This is a genomic window from Shewanella sp., from assembly GCF_048265805.1.
Classification (GTDB): domain Bacteria; phylum Pseudomonadota; class Gammaproteobacteria; order Enterobacterales; family Shewanellaceae; genus Shewanella.
Genome location: NZ_JBLXAT010000004.1, coordinates 68,218 through 86,848 on the forward strand (window position 1 = coordinate 68,218; position 18,631 = coordinate 86,848).

Annotated in this window: 16 protein-coding genes; 4 read left to right on the plus strand and 12 right to left on the minus strand. The window is 50.3% G+C overall.

What is annotated here, in order from left to right:
• Nucleotides 1-9 precede the first annotated feature (9 nt).
• The 5 genes from ACN0TT_RS03865 to ssb form a co-directional block, all read right to left on the minus strand.
• Nucleotides 10-1,473 (minus strand): efflux transporter outer membrane subunit, encoded by a 1,464-nt coding sequence (locus ACN0TT_RS03865; RefSeq protein WP_417760827.1) that lies wholly within the window; start codon nucleotides 1,471-1,473, stop codon nucleotides 10-12.
• Entirely contained in the window at nucleotides 1,470-1,973 is a 504-nt protein-coding gene (locus tag ACN0TT_RS03870; protein WP_417760828.1) for a MarR family winged helix-turn-helix transcriptional regulator, read from the minus strand. The genes ACN0TT_RS03865 and ACN0TT_RS03870 overlap by 4 nt, the downstream gene beginning before the upstream one ends.
• Nucleotides 1,974-2,064: 91 nt before the next feature.
• Nucleotides 2,065-2,238, minus strand: a complete 174-nt coding sequence (locus ACN0TT_RS03875) for a hypothetical protein (RefSeq protein WP_417760829.1) — start codon at nucleotides 2,236-2,238, stop codon at nucleotides 2,065-2,067.
• A 723-nt stretch (nucleotides 2,239-2,961) separates the two neighbouring features.
• On the minus strand, nucleotides 2,962-3,441 hold the full coding sequence (locus ACN0TT_RS03880; RefSeq protein WP_417760830.1) for an Sbal_3080 family lipoprotein: 480 nt from the start codon (nucleotides 3,439-3,441) through the stop codon (nucleotides 2,962-2,964).
• A gap of 263 nt (nucleotides 3,442-3,704) precedes the next feature.
• A complete protein-coding gene (gene ssb, locus ACN0TT_RS03885) occupies nucleotides 3,705-4,403 on the minus strand; it encodes a single-stranded DNA-binding protein (RefSeq protein ID WP_417760831.1) in 699 nt (232 codons plus the stop codon).
• Nucleotides 4,404-5,254: 851 nt separating this feature from the next.
• Between ssb and ACN0TT_RS03890 the strand changes: the two genes are divergently transcribed.
• Complete coding sequence (locus tag ACN0TT_RS03890) at nucleotides 5,255-6,991, plus strand: sigma 54-interacting transcriptional regulator (protein WP_417760832.1); 1,737 nt, start codon at nucleotides 5,255-5,257, stop codon at nucleotides 6,989-6,991.
• A gap of 510 nt (nucleotides 6,992-7,501) precedes the next feature.
• On the opposite strand, the gene uraD is transcribed toward ACN0TT_RS03890, so the two are convergent.
• Nucleotides 7,502-8,032 (minus strand): 2-oxo-4-hydroxy-4-carboxy-5-ureidoimidazoline decarboxylase, encoded by a 531-nt coding sequence (uraD, locus tag ACN0TT_RS03895; protein WP_417760833.1) that lies wholly within the window; start codon nucleotides 8,030-8,032, stop codon nucleotides 7,502-7,504.
• 111 nt (nucleotides 8,033-8,143) lie between these two features.
• Here uraD and uraH point away from each other — a divergent pair, with 111 nt between their 5' ends.
• A complete protein-coding gene (gene uraH / locus ACN0TT_RS03900; protein WP_417760834.1) occupies nucleotides 8,144-8,500 on the plus strand; it encodes a hydroxyisourate hydrolase in 357 nt (118 codons plus the stop codon).
• A gap of 482 nt (nucleotides 8,501-8,982) precedes the next feature.
• Complete coding sequence (hpxO, locus tag ACN0TT_RS03905; protein WP_417760835.1) at nucleotides 8,983-10,134, plus strand: FAD-dependent urate hydroxylase HpxO; 1,152 nt, start codon at nucleotides 8,983-8,985, stop codon at nucleotides 10,132-10,134.
• A 64-nt stretch (nucleotides 10,135-10,198) separates the two neighbouring features.
• Here the strand turns inward: hpxO and ACN0TT_RS03910 are convergent, their stop codons facing one another.
• Genes ACN0TT_RS03910 through ACN0TT_RS03935 form a run of 6 tightly spaced genes read right to left on the minus strand, consistent with a single transcriptional unit; the run spans nucleotide 10,199 to nucleotide 17,264 of the window.
• Nucleotides 10,199-11,431 (minus strand): allantoate amidohydrolase, encoded by a 1,233-nt coding sequence (locus ACN0TT_RS03910; protein WP_417760836.1) that lies wholly within the window; start codon nucleotides 11,429-11,431, stop codon nucleotides 10,199-10,201.
• Nucleotides 11,432-11,453: 22 nt separating this feature from the next.
• Nucleotides 11,454-12,677, minus strand: a complete 1,224-nt coding sequence (locus tag ACN0TT_RS03915; protein ID WP_417760837.1) for a pyridoxal-phosphate-dependent aminotransferase family protein — start codon at nucleotides 12,675-12,677, stop codon at nucleotides 11,454-11,456.
• Nucleotides 12,664-14,238 (minus strand): gamma-glutamyltransferase family protein, encoded by a 1,575-nt coding sequence (locus ACN0TT_RS03920; RefSeq protein WP_417760838.1) that lies wholly within the window; start codon nucleotides 14,236-14,238, stop codon nucleotides 12,664-12,666. The genes ACN0TT_RS03915 and ACN0TT_RS03920 overlap by 14 nt, the downstream gene beginning before the upstream one ends.
• Nucleotides 14,235-15,416, minus strand: a complete 1,182-nt coding sequence (locus ACN0TT_RS03925; protein WP_417760839.1) for an amidase — start codon at nucleotides 15,414-15,416, stop codon at nucleotides 14,235-14,237. Before ACN0TT_RS03925 ends, ACN0TT_RS03920 begins: the two co-directional genes overlap by 4 nt.
• Nucleotides 15,417-15,428: 12 nt before the next feature.
• Nucleotides 15,429-16,436, minus strand: a complete 1,008-nt coding sequence (locus ACN0TT_RS03930; protein ID WP_417760840.1) for a bile acid:sodium symporter family protein — start codon at nucleotides 16,434-16,436, stop codon at nucleotides 15,429-15,431.
• A 12-nt stretch (nucleotides 16,437-16,448) separates the two neighbouring features.
• A complete protein-coding gene (locus tag ACN0TT_RS03935) occupies nucleotides 16,449-17,264 on the minus strand; it encodes a MurR/RpiR family transcriptional regulator (RefSeq protein ID WP_417760841.1) in 816 nt (271 codons plus the stop codon).
• Nucleotides 17,265-17,695: 431 nt separating this feature from the next.
• On the opposite strand from ACN0TT_RS03935, the gene puuE reads away from it, so the two are divergent.
• Nucleotides 17,696-18,625, plus strand: a complete 930-nt coding sequence (gene puuE, locus ACN0TT_RS03940) for an allantoinase PuuE (RefSeq protein ID WP_417760842.1) — start codon at nucleotides 17,696-17,698, stop codon at nucleotides 18,623-18,625.
• Nucleotides 18,626-18,631: the final 6 nt, after the last annotated feature.

The window sequence follows — 18,631 nt, forward strand, 5'->3', positions numbered from 1 at the left end:
TCAGGGAGCTTATTGCATCTCGATAGTTGCTTGGTCATTCGGTTGTGGTGCATTGGCGGGCGCATCATAGAAACCGCCACCTAAGGCATTCACCAATGTCACTTGTTTTTCTTGTTGCTGATTTTGCAGTGTGGTCAGCGAAAACTCGGCTTGCAGCAGCTGATTTTCGGCCAGCAACACCTCCAACTGGCTGCCCATGCCCGACTGATAACGTTGTTCAGTAATGTGATAGCTTTTGGTGGCTAAACGCACGCTATCTTGCGCATCGTTTAGCTGTTGTTCGGCCGATTGCAGCGCCAACACGGTGTCGGCGACGTTGCCAAGGGCGCTCAGCAAAATTTGGTTGTACTGAGCAACGGCGGCATCGTATTCGGCAGTGTTTTCAATCAGGTTGGCTTTCAAGTCGCGAGTAAATATCGGCAACGAGATCGCCGGAGCCACGCGCCATTGGCGGCTGACATCTGCAAACATCGCGTCACCCAACACTGAGCGAAACCCCGCCATCGCTGTTAAATTGAGGTTCGGATAGAACTTAGTTTTAGCGGCCGCAATGTTTTTGGCGGCAGCTTCCACGCGCCATTTTGCCGCCACGATATCGGGACGATGTGCCAGCAAGTTGGCCGGTAATTCGCTCGGTAATGCCAAGGCGGTGTTCATCAACGCCGATGGACGTTGAATGGTAGTGGCAACATCGGGGCCTTCACCGACCAAGGTGGCGAGCGCATTATTCAGCTGTTTGATCGCCAGTAAGCGTTGTTTCACAGTTTGCTGTGACATGGCCGCATTACTTTGGGCGGTATACAGGCGGTCTTCCGAGGTAAGGCCGTTATCCAACAGCCGTTGGGTAATGGTGACAATACCTTGGGTACGCGCTTGATCTTGCTTGGCGATATCCAGCAAACGGTAGGCGTTGGCGAGTTGAATATAGGTACTTGTGATACCGCTAGACAGCGAGATCCGCGCCGCTTGGTGGTCAACTTGGGCCGCCCGTTGCGCATCTACACTGGCTTCCCACGCATCGCGTTCACCGCCCCACAGATCCACGTTGTAGCTACCGCTCAGGCCTAAGTTATACACGGTGCCGTAGCGATTGCCTTGGTAGCCGTAATCTTCCGAGCGGGATAAACGCGAACGTGTCGCGCCCGCATTAGCGGCGAGTTGCGGATCAAACTGCGCATCTGCCGCCATTACGGCCGCCGAAGCTTTATTGAGATTGGCGTTAGCTAATTGCAGCGTTGGGCTATTCACCAAAGCGCGTTGGATCAGTTCGTTGAGCTGCGCATCATTCAGCGCTGTCCACCAACCGCTTTGCGGCCAGTCGGCCGCAGATAACGTGCTATCCGATAGCTGTGTGCTATGTGCCAACACTGATTGATCATTTAGTTGATTGGTCGGCTGGATGTCGCTAGGCGCGGCACAACCATAGAGCATAGCCACGGATATCACCGCCGCAAGAGCCGTTAATTTGCTCATTTTGTTCCTTTGACTAAGTGAGTAGGACACTCTGCCCCGCTGTGAGCGGTGACGATTTTCCGCAAACAATGACGCAGTTGCGCCTGCTCTTCTTCATTCAATACTTGCTCAAGCTCAGCTAATGCATTCATCGCCAATGGCACCGCTTGCTCCACCAGCGCTCGCCCTTTATCAGTGAGGTACAGCAAAAACGAACGGCGATCTTCCGGATCTGGCTGACGTTGAATCAGATCTTTCTTCTCCAAACGCTCCACCATGCGGGTGATATTGCTTTTATCGACGTTCAACATCTTGCCGATATCTGACGGACGGTAACTTTGAAACTTATAAATTTGGAACAGCACCTTGGCTTGCGTGGCGGTTATCTCCTCCGCTAATGCGGGATACGCCATATAACGCTCTAGCAGGCGGTCTTTGATATGCCCGGTTCTACCGATTAAAAATCCCAAATTATCAAGGAGTAACGGAAATAATTCTGACTTTTCAGATAGGTTTGACATTGTCTATTCCATCTAGTTGCTATCGCAACTGTTGTGTGAGCAACGAATTTAGAGATTTGAGACAAATATGTCAACCAAATTTAAGACTATTTTAATAAAGCCCGAACGCGATCAAACCAATCGCCAAGAACACGGCATTGCACATTTCTTCGAGTTTAACTGCGGTAGCCCGCTTATCCTTACCCGTTAGCATTGCGGCTAATTTAAATGGAAATGGCAGTACCAGCAGCATGAAAGTTAGCCAAAACATGATTTTCCAGAACATGTTATCTTCCTCCTTGAAGCATCATCATTAAGCCCTCAATGGCTTTACTATTTATAGATAGGGATAAGCTACCAATAAAACAACCAACATAAAGATGATGAATGAGGACAAGCTGTATAAAACACCGTGCAATGAACCACCACCCGCTTTACTGAATGCTACTCGCTTGGTTATTGCACATTCATATGCTTTGGCTGTCTGCCGGTAAGCGATGAAGTAACATGCCGATGCCAACGGCCAGACAATAAATAATAGCCCCTTTCCATGTGTCTTATGTGTAAACCCAGCCACGACAAAGGGAAGCAGCAAACAGAGCAGATAAATCCCTGCCAGCTTTCTGAGTTTGTTAGTTATCTTGTTATCGTTCATGCACTTTTAAATGTATCCGATGCGAGAAGTGAACTTACATGATGCATGGTGTACAAGGTTTTCACTTAGCACCTTTACGTAGGCCGAAGTGATGCTCGCAAATCCGTGCGATTTTTCAGATAAGTCGCTATGCCAATCAAGGCTGTCAACGGAGTTTAAAATCCCTTTAATACCAAGGCCTCTATAGGTAGAGGCCTTGGGAAGGTGCGAATAAGCCCCGTGCGTGCTCTGCGTGGGAATACAGCTTTCAGATGCAAGGCGCGGTTTGCCACGAATGGTGAATCCTTTGCAAAAACTGCAACGTGGCAGATAACGCTGTATGCCACGCCCTACGGGGATTTGTAAGCTAGTGGATTATTCACCCAGACAGATCAGCTCGTTAGCTTCTTCTGCAGTAAGGTCACTTAATAACAGGTCTAGCGTTATTTCTGTTCTTCGCTGGGCTGAACCGAACTTATCAAAACCACCACATCTTACTGTATCAATTTTTACCAGAGCGATAGTTTTCCCTTCATCCTTTATTTCGACATTGAGATACCGCATGTATGTGGCCATATCCCACCACCAGTTCGCCGAATAGGTCAGCTTGGGGCCATCATCAGCATTCTGATTGTTAGTTTTGGAAATATCCACGACTTGATACTGAAAACCATACTCGTCTAACTTGCTTCCAATGATGTTTCTAATTGAATCTCTCGTCCGCCCATCATCAAGGACTTGTATATTTTTGTTAGCAATCGTTGTTGAATCTAATTTTTGAAGCCGAATAACCGCATTATTAGCACATCCAGCCAGTAACAAAGTTGTTAAAACCAAAGCTTGCTTTATAAACATTGTGCATATTCTCGATAATTTTTTGTCGGGGAGAATGCTACCATGGATTAGCTAAATGTTGAGTTTTTCGATGAATAAATTTACATTTTTTACCGTTATTTCAATTGGTTAATTATCAATCAAGCGTTACTTTATCAAGGCATGACATATCACAACAGCAGTAAGGTAATTTTTGCTACTTTTCATTTTTTCAGAGCAAAAAAAAAGCCCTGAATAACAGGGCCTTAAATTGTATTTTTTACCGTTTTGCTCTCAGGTGTATTTTAGAATGGGATATCGTCGTCCCAACCGTCATCCAAATCTGGCGTGTAGTTTTGTTGTTGTGGTTGTTGTGGCTGCTGTGCTGGCGCTTGTTGCGCAGGCGCAGACGGCTGTGGCTTAGCTGCGTAACCGCTATTTTGTTGCGGTTTTGGCGCATAACCACTGTTTTGTTGTGGCTGCTGATAAGCCGGTGCAGATGACTGCTGCGGTGCATTATATTGTGGCTGCTGCGGTGCGTTGTTGTACTGTTGCGCAGGAGCTGACTGTTGTGGAGCATTGTATTGGTTAGCGTCACCTTGCTGTGGTGCACTGTAACCGCCGCCCATGTTGCCACCTTGACCGCCCTGACCTTGAGCACGGCCACCTAGCATCTGCATGGTGCCGTTCATATCAACCACGATCTCAGTGGTGTAACGATCTTGACCGCCTTGATCTTTCCACTTACGCGTTTGCAGTTTACCTTCCAGATAAACTTGAGAGCCCTTACGCAGATACTCACCTGCGATTTCAGCCAGCTTGCCAAAAAACACCACACGGTGCCATTCGGTACGCTCTTGTTGCTGACCTTGCTGGTCCTTCCATGTATCACTGGTAGCGACTGTGATATTGGCAACGGCATTGCCGTTTGGCATATAACGTACTTCTGGATCTTGTCCCAGATTACCTACCAGAATGACTTTGTTAATACCACGACTGGCCATTTAACTCTCCTGAATGATTTCAATTAGTTATCAGTAATCCCCCAGATTCGCGAGGTTCACGCGATTAAATAACTAGGAAAGATTCTTGCTTAGCGACGCAGTGTACCAAATATCTGTACGGCTGGGGAATTGGCGATTTGCCCTTTCTCGACCTCAAGCAGCACATGTTCGCGCCCTCCCGATTATCAACTTGAAAACGTGGTTCACTAAGCTCATGAGAAATAATGACAAGTTGCTGGTGTCCCTCTCACAACCTGCGGCAATGACAGCAGTATGACCGCTGTTAAAAAAATATGAGACATAGTCACCTTCGCGCAACAGCATCACTTTTAATGCTACGGTGAAAACGGCTGACGTTTGATAAAACGCCCTGCCCCCGCCGAGCCCAAAATCTCACCTTGATACACCTCCAGCTTGCCGCAGCTAAATGTGGCGACTGCCACAAATTTGGATGCACCATGTACGGCCAGTTGTCAGCGTTTAGCTGGCGACTGGCTGCTGCCCCCCCACTGAGCGTTGCCAATGTTTGTGCCCACCACTCACGAGCGAACGCAAATAACGCCCAAACCCAACGGCACGGCAATAGTAGATTTATGCAGCAAAACAGCATATAACGGAGGGTAACCGCCAGCTATCAAACGGGTTGATATCCATCAATAACGCGTGGATGTTTTTATCATTTTGATATGTGGTTGCTTGAAGCAAGGTAAGGTTAAGTCGCACCTTGGGCAGGAGTTAAGGCAGGCGCACTTACTTCGCCAACAATACAATAAAGACAAAGTTTTACCCGTAGACAGAGAGTGGCAACCACAGTAAGCGGAGTACGACATTAGAAGAATAAATGGAACGGTATGCTAGCTATCAATAACGCCTCCGAGTTAATGGAAATTCAACCAACAATTGTCCGTTTCACCCATATGCTATCTGCGGTGCTTAAAGTCGATGCTGAGGTGGTCGATGCTAATTTGATTCGCGTTGCTGGCACTGGCCCTTACAGTCAACATCTAGGTAATCGGTTAGAAACCGACTCACACATCTTTAACTATATAATTGAAAATAAACAAGAAAAAATCATTACCGAAAGCCACTCCGACCCACTATGTCACGGTTGCATCTCACACAGTGAGCGCGCCGAAAAGGCCTTTGTCGGCGTCCCTATCATCATCGAAGAACGCTGTATTGGCGTCATTAGTCTGGTCGCCTTTAATGAACAATCAAAACAACGGATTAAGCAAAACTCGGGGCTATTCTCCGATTACATTAAACATATTGCCCAATTATTGGTGGCCAATGTTTTAGAACGCAGTAAACAACCGCACGGGCTTGAAGAAGTATTTATCAACTTGATTGATAATATGGACCAAGGCGTGTTGGTGATGAATGAAGACAACAGCGTTAAATATGGCAATCAACCCGCATTAAAAAACCTCAATCTGACCCGCAAAGATCTCGCCAAGATTAAAATCAATATTCGTCCGTTATCTAACAGCAAGAATAAGATGGACAATAAACAGCACATCATTTCACTCGATAATCGTGAAGAGTTGATTGTGGGGCAGTTCCATAATTCGCATGCGCATAAGCTGTTTCTCATGTCTTTTTTTCAGCCTTATCACTCCGCCATTACCTATGAGACCAATACCGAGCTGTCGGACGTGATTGGCGAAAGCACTAGCATGCGCCACATCAAGTCATTGATGACCCGCATCGCTTCCAGCCCTTCCAGTGTGTTAATCAATGGCGAAAGCGGCACAGGCAAAGAGGTCATCGCCAATATCATCCATAAGTTGAGCAACCGTTCGCAAAAGCCGTTTATCGCAATTAACTGCGCGGCAATCCCCGAGCAACTGCTTGAAAGCGAGCTGTTTGGCTACACCAAGGGCGCCTTTACCGGCGCCTCAAGCAAAGGTCGTCAAGGGCTGATCCAAGCGGCCAATGAAGGCACGCTATTTCTAGATGAAATTGGTGATATGTCGATGCAGTTGCAGGCAAAATTGCTACGGGTACTGGAATCACGCGAGGTGGTGCCGATCGGTTCTAATAAGGCGATTCCGGTCGACATCCGCATTATCTCGGCCACCAACCGTAACTTTTCAGAGCTGATTACCAGCAACGCGTTTCGTGAAGATCTGTTTTACCGCCTCAATGTGATCCCGTTGCACCTGTCACCACTGCGAGAACGCCAAGGTGATGTCGATCTACTGGTGACTCACTTTATTGGCTTACATACACAAAAGTTAGGCGTGAGCTATCCGGGCATTACTGATGAAGTGATGGACTGCCTCAACCAGTATGCTTGGCCGGGCAATGTGCGCGAGTTAAGTAACCTAGTGGAATACCTGATCAATATCGTGCCCGAGGGCGAAAAGATCACGCTAGATCTGCTGCCGCCCAATTTCCAGACCGTGAAAAGTACAGCGCCTGCCAGCATCAGCAACCATGCAGCACTCAGTTTGGAAGATATGGAACGACTCAAGATTGAGGATGCCATTACACGCTTAAGCAGTCGCCAAGCGGTGGCCGATGAGTTGGGTATTGGGATTGCGACGCTATATCGCAAGATCAAAAAATATGGACTGAACGACTAAGCCGCACCTCGGAGGAAGTGCGCGGCTACGTTGGTGCAAATCAGCGCCAGCGCAGCCGGGTTATTGCCCTCAGCTTAGTGAGTAAACTCCGCTGCTAGCGCACAGATAATACGGTATTCCTCTGGGTGTCGGTGTCAGGCGAAATTAAAGATGTTCTCTTTGATTTTGAGTGTTATCGGCCAACAGCAGCCACCAAAGTGATACACGACAGGTGCACATCAGCGGCCATTAAATGTTGAAAATAACCTAATAAAAGCAACACAAAAGGAAATTTTAGAATAGCAATAACTAAGCTTGTAAAAATAACCAATAAACACTGCATTAAATAATCAAAAAACTTATAAAACTGCAACGGATAGATTTAAAAAATAATCATCGTGGATTTTACAAAACGCACGGCGTCGCATTTTTAGCTACGCCGTGATTGAATAAAATCATCCTAGGCAATATCACTGCCGTTACCGTCCCCTATTAACGCTAAAGGACAGAGTAAAACGTCACAAGACAGACTTATGCAGCAAAGATATCTTGCAGCCTAAAGCGTGCAATTTTATGCACCTCACGCAAGGCGGTGTTAAATTCCTCGGCATAACTATTGTCTAGCCGTGTGTTAAAGCCATTGAGAATCATATGCTTATTTGCACCTTTTACCGCCATAATGAATGGGAAGCCAAATTGGCTTTTATAGCGACCATTGAGTGTGTGAAACGCGGCTAACTCCTGTTCGGTACAGCTATCCAGCCCTGCGCTGGCCTGCTCGTTAGTCGATGCGGCCGTAAGCTCTCCTGCTAGCGCCGCCTTGCCAGCGAGATCTGGATGCGCACGGAGTAAGCTCAGCTTCTGCTCATCATGGCTGGCATCCACAATTGCCGCCATCGCTTGCTGAAAAGCCTCAGCCAACGGTACGTCACTGTTAGTAAGCTGCTGACATTGAGGCCACAGCTGCTCAGCCACCCAAGCAGAATGTTCATATACTGAGGAGAATATTTTCAAAAAATCCGTTTTATTCAGAGATTGAATATAATCTTTATCTACACCCATGGCTGTTATTCACTATGTTTACATCATCGACTAATTGACATATTTACTAAGAATTTCTACGCTGTCTATCATTATTTAATCGAGCATTAATTTAATTAAAAGAAGTGGAATATGGGAAAACTTACCACACATATTTTGGATACTACCTGCGGTAAAGCGGCGAGCAATGTCGTCATTCGACTTTATAAAATTGACCAACAAACAGCAAAAACATTAGTCAGCGAAACACGCACCAATGCCGATGGCCGTTGTGATGCTCCATTGCTAGAAGGCGCCGGTTTTATCTCGGGAAATTATGAGTTGGAGTTTGATATTGGTGACTATTTCGCCGCGCGCGCTGTAACCCTTGATACGCCAAGATTCCTTGACACTGTGGTGCTGCGAGTCGGTTTAGATCAGCAGCAAGCGCATTACCATATTCCACTGCTTGTGAGCCCTTATTCCTACAGCACTTACCGCGGTAGTTAACATTTTCTGCCTTGTTTTTGTGCTTCACGAACCAAAATAGTGCACAATCGTTTCATAAAAACACATATTATGAAACGATTGTAATATCGCAATATTTTCGATACCGACTAACCGGTCATCAAGCAGCGATGCAAATAAGTCTCATCCATGCTCTGTAAAAAGCGGTGGCGACCTTTTTTAGGGAAGGTGTGGACAAGTCTTCGCGAACTCTGGATTGGTAGGCAATAGCAGTTCAAGGCAGCTAACTGCGGGCATGCTGGAGCATGGCAAAGTTGGCTAACGAAGAAGTGTGTTAGCTTACCAGTCCCCGTAGGGCGTGGCATACAGCTTCATCTGCCTTTTGCAAAGGGGTCACCATTCGCGGCAAACTGCGCAGCTGTATCCCCACGCAGAGTACGCACGGGACTTATTCGCACCTTCTCTAGGTACAGATTTTGCTTTAATTCCTACATAGCAGCGATAAATGAAATGGAGAGCATTGGGTGAAAGCGTTAATTATTGGAGCAGGAATTGGCGGAATGTCGGCCGCAGCGGCATTAAAGCAACAAGGTATTGAGTGCGAAATTTTTGAAGCGGTAAAAGACATTAAACCCGTCGGCGCAGCCATTTCTATCTGGCCAAATGGGGTGAAATGTATGAACCATCTCGGCATGGGCAGCATTATGGATCAACTGGGCGGGCCGATGCATTTCATGAGCTATCAGGAGGGCGTGAGTGGTAACACCATGACGCAGTTCAGCTTACTGCCGTTAGTAGAGCAAGTGGGCGAACGTCCTTGCCCGGTGTCGCGCGCTGATATGCAACGCCTGATGATCGAATGGTGGGGGGATGCCAATATCCATTTCGGCAAACGCTTAGCCAGTGTGACGCAGGATCAATCCAGCGTCACCGCGACATTTACCGATGGCAGTAGTGCTAGCGGCGATTTCATGATTGCTGCCGATGGCACCCACTCTGTCGCGCGTGAATACGTGCTGGGTTATCCCACCGAGCGTCGTTACGCTGGCTATGTTAACTGGAACGGCTTAGTCGATGTTGATAGCGCCATTGCACCCGCCAATCAGTGGACCACGTTTGTGGGCGATGGTAAACGGGTGTCAGTGATGCCCATCGCCAATAACCGTTTCTACTTCTTCTTTGATGTACCGTTGCCAGCTGGTCTGGCTGAAGATCGCTCCACCGTGAAAGCCGATCTAAAACGCTATTTCAGCGGCTGGTGCCAACCGGTACAAACGCTGATCGATGCCATTGAGCCTACAAGCACCAACCGCATTGAGATCCATGATATCGAACCGTTCTCACCACTGGTCAACGGTCGAGTAGCACTGCTGGGCGATGCGGGACACAGCACTACGCCAGATATTGGTCAGGGGGCTTGCGCCGCCTTGGAAGACGCCGTGGTGTTGGGCCAGTGTTTTGCTTATCGGCTCAGCATTGAGGAGATGTTGCACAACTATGGACAACAACGCATCGAGCGAGTGAAAGATCTGGTGCTGAAAGCCAGAAAACGTTGTGACATTACCCATGGTAAGGAACTGGCATTAACCCATGCTTGGTATGAAGAGCTACGCAGTGAGACGGGCGAAAATATTATTCAGGGGTTGGCAACCACCATTTTAGGCGCGCCGATTTAGTCAGGCGCTAGCGACTACAAGGGGAGTATGGCGCTGCCCTTGTTGGTTTTTACGGGTGTGACATTTACCAAGCGCTAGCCGAGTGCAACATCTGTATTAAACACGCCAAAGCAACCGCCACATCATCGAGCTGCACATTCTCACGCGGATTGTGGCTGATACCTTTCTCACAACGTAAAAACAACATCCCCATCGGCGTAATATTGGCCATCATCATCGCATCATGGCCAGCGCCGCTGCTTAGGTAATACGCGGGTTTTCCGGTCACCGCCGCCACGGCTTCGCCCCATTGCGCTTGCAACTTAGCATCACAAGGCACCGCGCTAGCTTGGTAGATATTCTCAATATTGATCGTCACCGCACGCGCGGCGGCGATGGTGCGATATTGCTCAAGCAGCTGCTGGCAACACAGCTCTAGCTGGGCTTGATCTTGACTACGAATGTCCAGACTGAACTGCACATTGCCGGGGATCACATTGACGGCGCCACCGCGAATTTGGCATTTACCAACGGTCGCCACAATCTGCTGCTGTTGGGCAAAGCTTTCGGTGCAGCTAATCATCTCTGCCGCCGCACACAAGGCATCATGTCGCAGCGCTAACGGCACAGTGCCCGCATGACCAGCCACACCTTTGATATCAATCAGATAACGTTTTGCGCCTGCAATGCCGGTCACCACGCCCACGGCCAGATCGAGACTTTCCAACATGGGGCCCTGCTCGATATGCACTTCCAGATAGCCTTTGAGCGATTCGGCTTGCCGACTGGCTTGGCCGATAGCTGCGGCTTCTAAACCAAATTCCGCCAGCGCTTGGCCGATAGAGATGCCGTCAGCATCCACAATATCCAGCCAAGCGGGGTTCCAACAACCACACACACCGCTAGAGCCAAGTAGCGTAGTGTTAAAGCGCGTGCCCTCTTCATCAGCAAACGCCACTACATCCACATGAAATGGCAATGCTTGTCCCTGCAAACTGGCTAACGCTTCAATCGCCATAATCACGCCAAGCGGCCCATCATACTTACCCGCATTGACCACAGTATCGCTATGGGAGCCGATGATCAGCGTGCCCTGTGTTGGATTAGCAGATACCAATCGCCCCCACTGGTTGCCGACTTCATCTTGCCAGGTCTGCAATCCCGCCTGCTGCATCCACTCAGCCAACTGCTGATGCGCCGCCTTATGCTGTGCCGTTAAATAGGCGCGCGTGACCATACCGTCCATGGCGCTGTATTGAGCCAAAGTGTCAATTCGACGCATGATACGTTGTGCTTTCTCAAGACTCACAGCAGGCATCTTCGCTCCTTAAATCGCCGGATTATGATGAATAATGTGCCATGGCGGCCACCACCGCCTGTCCTGCGGCGATAGGCGCTTTGTGTTTCAGCAAAATCGCTTCTAAGCCCGCCAAGGTTGCCAGCACGCACTCTTGGCGCGCGTTATAACCCATGGTGCCGATGCGCCAAATTTTGCCGGCCAACGGGCCAAATGAGGTGCCGATTTCGATACCAAAGCGCTGTAACAGCTCAACCCGAATCGCATCACCGTTCACTTGCGCCGGAATATACACGCCGACCACGTTATTCATTTTGTAGTCTTGTTGCCCGAACAGGGTTAAGCCCATGGCTTGTAAGCCATACGCCATGGCATCACCCGCCAACTTATGCCGCGCAATCACTTGCGCTGGCCCCTCTTCGAGGAAGATACGCGCGCACTCTCTGGCGGCATACAGCATGCTGGTGGCTTCAGTGTGATGGTTAAGACGCTCCGGCCCCCAATAATCCATAATCATGGCCAGATCGAAATAGTTAGAGTGGATGATCTCATCTTCACCAGCGGTGTGATGCGCCGCTTTAATACCCGCTTCAATATGCTTACGGCGGTTGATGACCTCCACTGCCGCGTCACTTAAGGTGATCGGCGCGCTGCCAGATGGGCCACCGAGACATTTCTGTAAACCCGCCGAGACCGCATCGAGATGCCATGCATCCACCAGCAGTTCGTTCCCAGCAATGGAGGCGGTAGCGTCACAGTAGAACAATACGCCGTGACGCTGACAAATCTCGCCCAACTCCGCCAATGGCTGATTCATGGTGGTGGAAGTATCACCTTGAACAGTGGCTAACAGCTTAGGTTGAAACTGTTTGATCTCTTGCTCAATCCGTTCTGGCGTGGCAATTTCGCCCCACGCAAACTCCACGGTACGCACCTTAGCACCCACACGTTGGGCAATCTCACTCAGCAGATGACCAAAACGACCAATGACCGGAATCAACACCTTGTCACCGGGGCGCAGCAAGGAGACTAACACCGCCTCAATGCCCGCGCGCGCCGTACCGTCCACCAGCATGGTTTGTGGGTTTTGCGTAAAAAATACCTCACGATACAAGGCTTGCACTTGGTTCATGTAGCCAGTCATTACCGGATCGTACTGGCCGATCAACGCTGCGGACAGCGCCTGATGCACGCGCGGATAGGCGTTAATTGGCCCTGGCCCCATGAGTAAACGTTGTGGCGGATTAAGTGATTCAAACGTATTCATTATGCTTCTCTCCATGTACACCTAAGCCATCACTGCGAGGATCGCTGGCAGCGCAAGCCTTTCCCTGCGTGTCTAACACAATAGCGCCAGCGTGGCCCATTAATTCATTGTTATCAGCAACGGCTGTCAGCTCGTGTCCTCTAGCCGCTAGCGGCGTAGCAAGGGACTGATAAAGCTGCTGCTCTAAGCGCAACTGATGGGTGTCATCGCCCCAAGTGCGTCCCAATAACCAGCGTGGCTCGGCCAGCGCATCGGCTAGCGTTTTTTGCTGATAGATATGGCGTGTAAAAATGCACGCCTGCGTTTGCGGTTGGCCTTCGCCGCCCATCGTGCCATACACCATGCGACGCCCATCGAGCAGCTCGGCATAGGCAGGGTTGAGCGTGTGAAACGGCTTTTTGCCCGCGGTCAATACATTCGGATGCTCTGCGGCAACGGCGAACCCTTTGCCGCGGTTGTTCCACACAATGCCGGAAGATGGCAACACCGCCCCCGAGCCAAACTCCCAATACACACTTTGAATAAAGCTCACCATAGTGCCGTACTGATCGGTCGCGCCCATCCACACGGTATCGCCGAGTTTGGCAACATGCGGCCACGGCAGCGCTCGCTGCATATCAATCTGTTGCACACACTGTTCAATCACTGCATCGGTCAACCACTGCTGCAGCGGTTGCCGCAAAGCCTGTCGATCCACCACTTCGCGATCGCGGATGATAAACGCCTGTTTGGTGGCTTCGACCAGCAGATGCACATGGTCTGCTTCACTGCGCACCCGATGTGCGAGCCGATCATAGATGGCTAAAATCAGTAAAGATGCCACCCCTTGAGTCGGCGCATCGTGGTTGTATAAGTTGGCTTGTGAGGTCGTCACTCGCAACGGTTCGGCCACCCGCGCTTGATGTTCATGCAGGTCGGCCAAACGTAACGGGCTGCCAAGTTGTGCTAAGTCGCGGGCAATACTCTCGGCCAGTTCTCCACGGTAAAAACTGTCCAGTCCAAAGGTCGCTAACTGGGTTAAGGTCGCGCCCAAACGGGGGTTTTTAACAATATCGCCGACTTGTAATGGCTGACCGTGGTTGAGAAATATCTCAGCAAAAGCGGGAATGCCCGCCAAACGCGCAAACGTCTTGCTGCTGGCCTGCGCCAGACTGGCGGTTACCTCAATCCCCTCGCTGGCAGCCTTGGCCGCAGGCAGCAGCAGATCTTGCAGCGCCATACCGGAGTGATTGTGGCGTAGCGCTTTATGCCATGCTGCAACCGTGCCAGCCATAGTGATCGCCGCCGCACCGCCGCTGTCTGGAATACCCTGCTCGCGATAGCTGTCAGGCTCAATACTCAAGGCTGCGGCACCGCAGCCGTCAATGGCGATAGGCGGTTTACCCGCTTCACTGATCAACCAAAAGTTATCACCGCCGATACTGTTCATATGTGGATACTGCACGGCGATCATCGCCGCCGCAGCCACCATCGCTTCACAGGCGGTGCCGCCCTTTTGCAGTACCGCTAGCCCAGTGTTGGCAGCAATATGGTGTGGCGCGGTAAAGGCAACTTGCGTCATAAGCTCTCCCCCTCGCCCACTAATGCCAAGGCGGTATTAAGCAAGGTCATCTCACTGTCGGGTACGCCGAGCAGTGACACGCCATAGGGTTGTTGCGTGCCATCGAGCAGCGGAATATGCAGCTGCGGACACCCCGCCAACCCCGCCAACGCGGTCAGTCCCATCAAACATGAACGGTACTCAGCCAACACCTCTGCTGGCGTATCCAGTCGTGGCGGCGCGCCCGGGGTGGTTGGCAACACAATCAGGCCACCACAACGGCGCAGTAAGGCGATGAACGTTGCTTTAAAAGCCGCTTGCTGCTGCAATCCGGCTTGATACTGCGCTGGTGTGATGCTTTGAGACCACTGCACCCGCGCCGCAATGGCAGGGTCGAGCGAGTCAAGATGTTGCTGCAACCATGGCGCGTGCGTTTGAATAATTTCAAACCCTTGAATGGTGCGAAACAACTCACTCAGCTCCGCCAATGCAGCAGCATTCAGCTCATCGGCCACGGTACTGACTTCAATATATTGTTGCTGCGCTTTTTTAACGAAGCGTTCCAACCGCGCTAGATAGGGATCGCACAACTGCGATTGCAACACACCAATGCGCGTGGCGACTGGCACATCAGCCTCGCCAGTGAGGCTTTGATAAACCCGTTTTAATAGTGGCAATTGCCGCGCAAACACACCCGCGGTATCAAAACTACTGGCTAAGGCAAAAGTCGCCGCTAACGGCAATTTGCCCAAGCTAGGACGCAAGCCGTAAATGCCGCAGTAGCTGGCAGGCACTCGCACCGAACCGCCCGTATCAGTGCCGATAGCAAAATCAGCATCACCCCGAGCCACCGCCACTGCCGAGCCACTGGACGAACCACCGGGAATACAGTCGGGCGCTTTGGGATTGCACGGCGTGCCGTAATGGATATTCTGCCCGTTGAGGCTGTAGGCCAGCTCATCGGTTTGTACGCGGCCGACGCCACGTGCGCCCTGCGCCAACAAGCGGGTGATGATGGCCGCGGTGTCGCTCGCGGGCGCATGGCTTTGCAACCATGCCGGATTACCCGCTCCTGTCACATAGCCCTGCACATCAAACAGATCTTTAAACACAAAGCTAAACCCAGACAAGACGCCCGCTGCGGTGGGTGCTAACCCATCAGGCCCTTGGGTACAAAATACGGTCGCATCCCTCGCCATATGACACTCCTGTTACGCTTCGGAAGATATCGCCGTATTAGCGGCGTTATGTTGCGCCGCATAGCGGTTAGCTAACATGGCGCAGTAGAAAATCTGTAGCGGGTGGTACAACATAATCGGCAATAAAATCATGCCCAGATTCGGGTCCGCCCCAAAGATCACTTTGGCCATGGGAACCCCAGCGGCAAGGGTCTTCTTAGTACCACAGAACACTGCGGCCACTTCGTCAGGCCGAGCAAAACCAACTTTGCGGGCACTCCATTGGATGATGTGCACCATGATCAACAACACCACGCAGCACGCGGCGATACACAACAGTAATAGCGGTAGCGAAAAGTCACTCCAGATATGCTGCGCCACGGAGTCACAGAAGGCGTTGTACACAATCAAGATGATCACGTACTTATCAATTTTATTGACCACCGATTTGTGGCGCTCAACGTAAGCAACCAGCAACGGACGCAGTAACTGCCCTGCCACCATCGGCAACAGCAGCAACTTACCAATCGACATCACTGATTGAGCCAAGTCCAGTTGCAGCCCTTCAAACCCCATAAACAGTTGGATCAGCAGTGGCGTAAGAAACACGCCGAGAATGCTCGACAGCGAGGCGTTAAAAATCGCCCCCGGCACATTACCTTTGCCAACGCTGGTCATCGCCACTGACGAAGAGATGGTACTGGGCAGCACAAACAGATAACAAAACCCCAGCGCTAACGCCATCGGCAACACGGCGGTGAAGCCTTTACCCAATAACAACCACAATGCCGGATACGCAACAAACGTGGCACTTTGAATAAAGATATGTAGCCGCCAATTACTGATGCCCGCTCGAATCGCCTGCGGTGACAGCCCGAGGCCATGAAGGAAAAACACGATGGCAACACCAATGCCGGTTAACTGATCAAGATGAATAATGCCGTCAGTTTTACCGATATTCTCGCTGACGGTCGCCAGCGCAATCGCGCACAGCATGCCGACAATAAACCATTCCTTTTTTATTTTGCTCACAAGGTTCATGGGAACGACTTCCTACTCCAACTCGCCTAAGCGTCGATAATTGGTACTGATATGTTTGCTCATCACCGACGCCTGTTCGTTTAATTTTAAAAAGCTCTGATTGACCAAATAAGAGATAAGGCTCATGGGAACGGCGTAACTATCGAGTGGCTGTTGGTTATTCATATGGCATACCAACATCTGCTGTACATCGGCGGCGTATTTTTGCCCCGATTGATCGGTGATCAGCAGGCAATCAAACGGCTTGAGAAAATCAACAATCTGCCGAAAGTTGCTCACCCGCCGACGAATACCCAGCAAGATGACAAAATCATCGGCCTCAATGCCGCTGAGATCCTCACCAATGGTTTGTCCCGGCAACGGTAGCAGTTCCACGTTAGCGCGACACTGGATCAGTTGCTGCCGAAAATGCAGCGCTAGCGGATAGCTATTACGATAACCAATGATTTTGACCCGCTTGGCGCTGATCAGCTTGTCGATTATCGGCGCCGCAGCACCCGCGTTTAGCTGTGCCCATAAGCGCTCTAATGCTGTCACATCCTGACTAAAGCCGCTATCACTATGCTCAGAGGTGATCATCGGATCGCCATTGTCGCGCTCTAACATCAGCTCACTGCGCAGTTCCAAATGATCTTTAAACCCCAGCTTACGAATAAAGCGGCTGATGGTAGTTTTAGAGACACCGCAGATGTCAGCAATTTCACTGGTCGAAAGCATTAATACTTTCTCTGGATTCAACTGTAGAAAGTCTGCTATTTTCCGATTACTGTATGAAAACGAATGATAATGCTCGGTAATACGGGAATTAAGTACGTTATTTATCGTCATCTATTGCTATATCACAAAAAGAGTCAACACGTGATAGAAACAAATGTAACATGAGAAAACCAAAAGGCAACGATTGTTTCATTCGTGATTAATGCCTTGCTCATTTGGTCGCTCAACTGCCGTAACATGGCGGATAACACCACGCGCTTTCGGCGCGCCATTCACCATTTACTGCAGCACATTCGATCAGCTCATAGCGCCGCTGATGGCAGTCCAAAGCATCCACTGTTGCTGGTGCTAAGCCCACACAGGCCTGGCCGCTATGGCTAATCCGTACAAATGAGGATACGGCCCCCAATGACCTGCCGTATTGCCGCGCGACATAGGAAGTTAACAAGGAAAAGGGCGCTGTACATCGCTGATGTTGTCTGCCAACGCAGCACACGCTCAGGAGTTATTTGCACCTTGCCAGATAATTAAGGAATAGATAAATGACAGTGAATAACCCACGCGATTATATCGGCTACGGCCGTAATAACCTGCCCAACGTCTGTTGGCCTAATAATGCCAAATTGGCGCTACAGTTTGTCCTCAATTATGAGGAAGGCGGTGAAAACTGTATTCTGCACGGTGATGAACACTCCGAAGTGTTTTTATCTGAGGTGTTTGGTGCCGCAGCATATAAAGATCGCCACATGAGCATGGAATCTATTTATGAATACGGCTCACGTGTTGGCGTGTGGCGCATTATTAATGAATTTCAACAACGCGGCCTGCCGCTGACCATTTTTGGGGTCGCCACCGCGCTGCAACGTAATCCCGACGTGGTCGCCGCCATCAAGCAGAACAACTATGATGTGGTCTGTCACGGCTTGAAATGGATTCATTACCAAGAGATGCCAATCGAGCAGGAACGCGCCCAAATGGCAGAAGCGTTGGCGATCATACAGCAGTTGTTCGGCAGTAAACCGTTGGGGTGGTACACTGGCCGCGATTCGCCCAACACCCGCCAGCTCGTGGCTGAACATCCCGAAATCTGCTACGACTCAGACTATTATGGCGACGACCTGCCGTTTTGGACCAAGGTAGACGACGGCGCCCATCCCGGACAACAACGCCCGCACCTGATCATTCCCTACACGCTCGATACCAACGACATGCGCTTTGCTTCACCTTATGGCTTCAGCCATGCCGAAGAGTTTTATCAATACTTGAAAGACAGCTTCGACTGCTTATATGCCGAGGGACAGCAACAACCTAAAATGATGTCGGTCGGGATGCACTGTCGCGTGCTCGGTCGCCCTGGTCGCATGGTCGCACTGAAGAAATTCCTCGACTATGTGCAATCATTTGACGATATTTGGATCGCCCGCCGGCAGGATATCGCCCAGCATTGGTTGGCGCATCATCCAGCACCATAAACCACA

What these genes read in the sequence shown, in the direction of transcription:
- ssb (WP_417760831.1), bottom strand. Translation starts at nt 4,403, where the DNA reads ATGGCCAGTCGTGGTATTAACAAAGTCATTCTGGTAGGTAATCTGGGA.
- ACN0TT_RS03865 (WP_417760827.1), bottom strand. Translation starts at nt 1,473, where the DNA reads ATGAGCAAATTAACGGCTCTTGCGGCGGTGATATCCGTGGCTATGCTC.
- ACN0TT_RS03915 (WP_417760837.1), bottom strand. Translation starts at nt 12,677, where the DNA reads ATGAATACGTTTGAATCACTTAATCCGCCACAACGTTTACTCATGGGG.
- ACN0TT_RS03920 (WP_417760838.1), bottom strand. Translation starts at nt 14,238, where the DNA reads ATGACGCAAGTTGCCTTTACCGCGCCACACCATATTGCTGCCAACACT.
- ACN0TT_RS03880 (WP_417760830.1), bottom strand. Translation starts at nt 3,441, where the DNA reads ATGTTTATAAAGCAAGCTTTGGTTTTAACAACTTTGTTACTGGCTGGA.
- uraH (WP_417760834.1), top strand. Translation starts at nt 8,144, where the DNA reads ATGGGAAAACTTACCACACATATTTTGGATACTACCTGCGGTAAAGCG.
- uraD (WP_417760833.1), bottom strand. Translation starts at nt 8,032, where the DNA reads ATGGGTGTAGATAAAGATTATATTCAATCTCTGAATAAAACGGATTTT.
- ACN0TT_RS03890 (WP_417760832.1), top strand. Translation starts at nt 5,255, where the DNA reads ATGCTAGCTATCAATAACGCCTCCGAGTTAATGGAAATTCAACCAACA.
- ACN0TT_RS03875 (WP_417760829.1), bottom strand. Translation starts at nt 2,238, where the DNA reads ATGTTCTGGAAAATCATGTTTTGGCTAACTTTCATGCTGCTGGTACTG.
- ACN0TT_RS03930 (WP_417760840.1), bottom strand. Translation starts at nt 16,436, where the DNA reads ATGAACCTTGTGAGCAAAATAAAAAAGGAATGGTTTATTGTCGGCATG.
- ACN0TT_RS03935 (WP_417760841.1), bottom strand. Translation starts at nt 17,264, where the DNA reads ATGACGATAAATAACGTACTTAATTCCCGTATTACCGAGCATTATCAT.
- ACN0TT_RS03925 (WP_417760839.1), bottom strand. Translation starts at nt 15,416, where the DNA reads ATGGCGAGGGATGCGACCGTATTTTGTACCCAAGGGCCTGATGGGTTA.
- ACN0TT_RS03910 (WP_417760836.1), bottom strand. Translation starts at nt 11,431, where the DNA reads ATGCCTGCTGTGAGTCTTGAGAAAGCACAACGTATCATGCGTCGAATT.
- puuE (WP_417760842.1), top strand. Translation starts at nt 17,696, where the DNA reads ATGACAGTGAATAACCCACGCGATTATATCGGCTACGGCCGTAATAAC.
- ACN0TT_RS03870 (WP_417760828.1), bottom strand. Translation starts at nt 1,973, where the DNA reads ATGTCAAACCTATCTGAAAAGTCAGAATTATTTCCGTTACTCCTTGAT.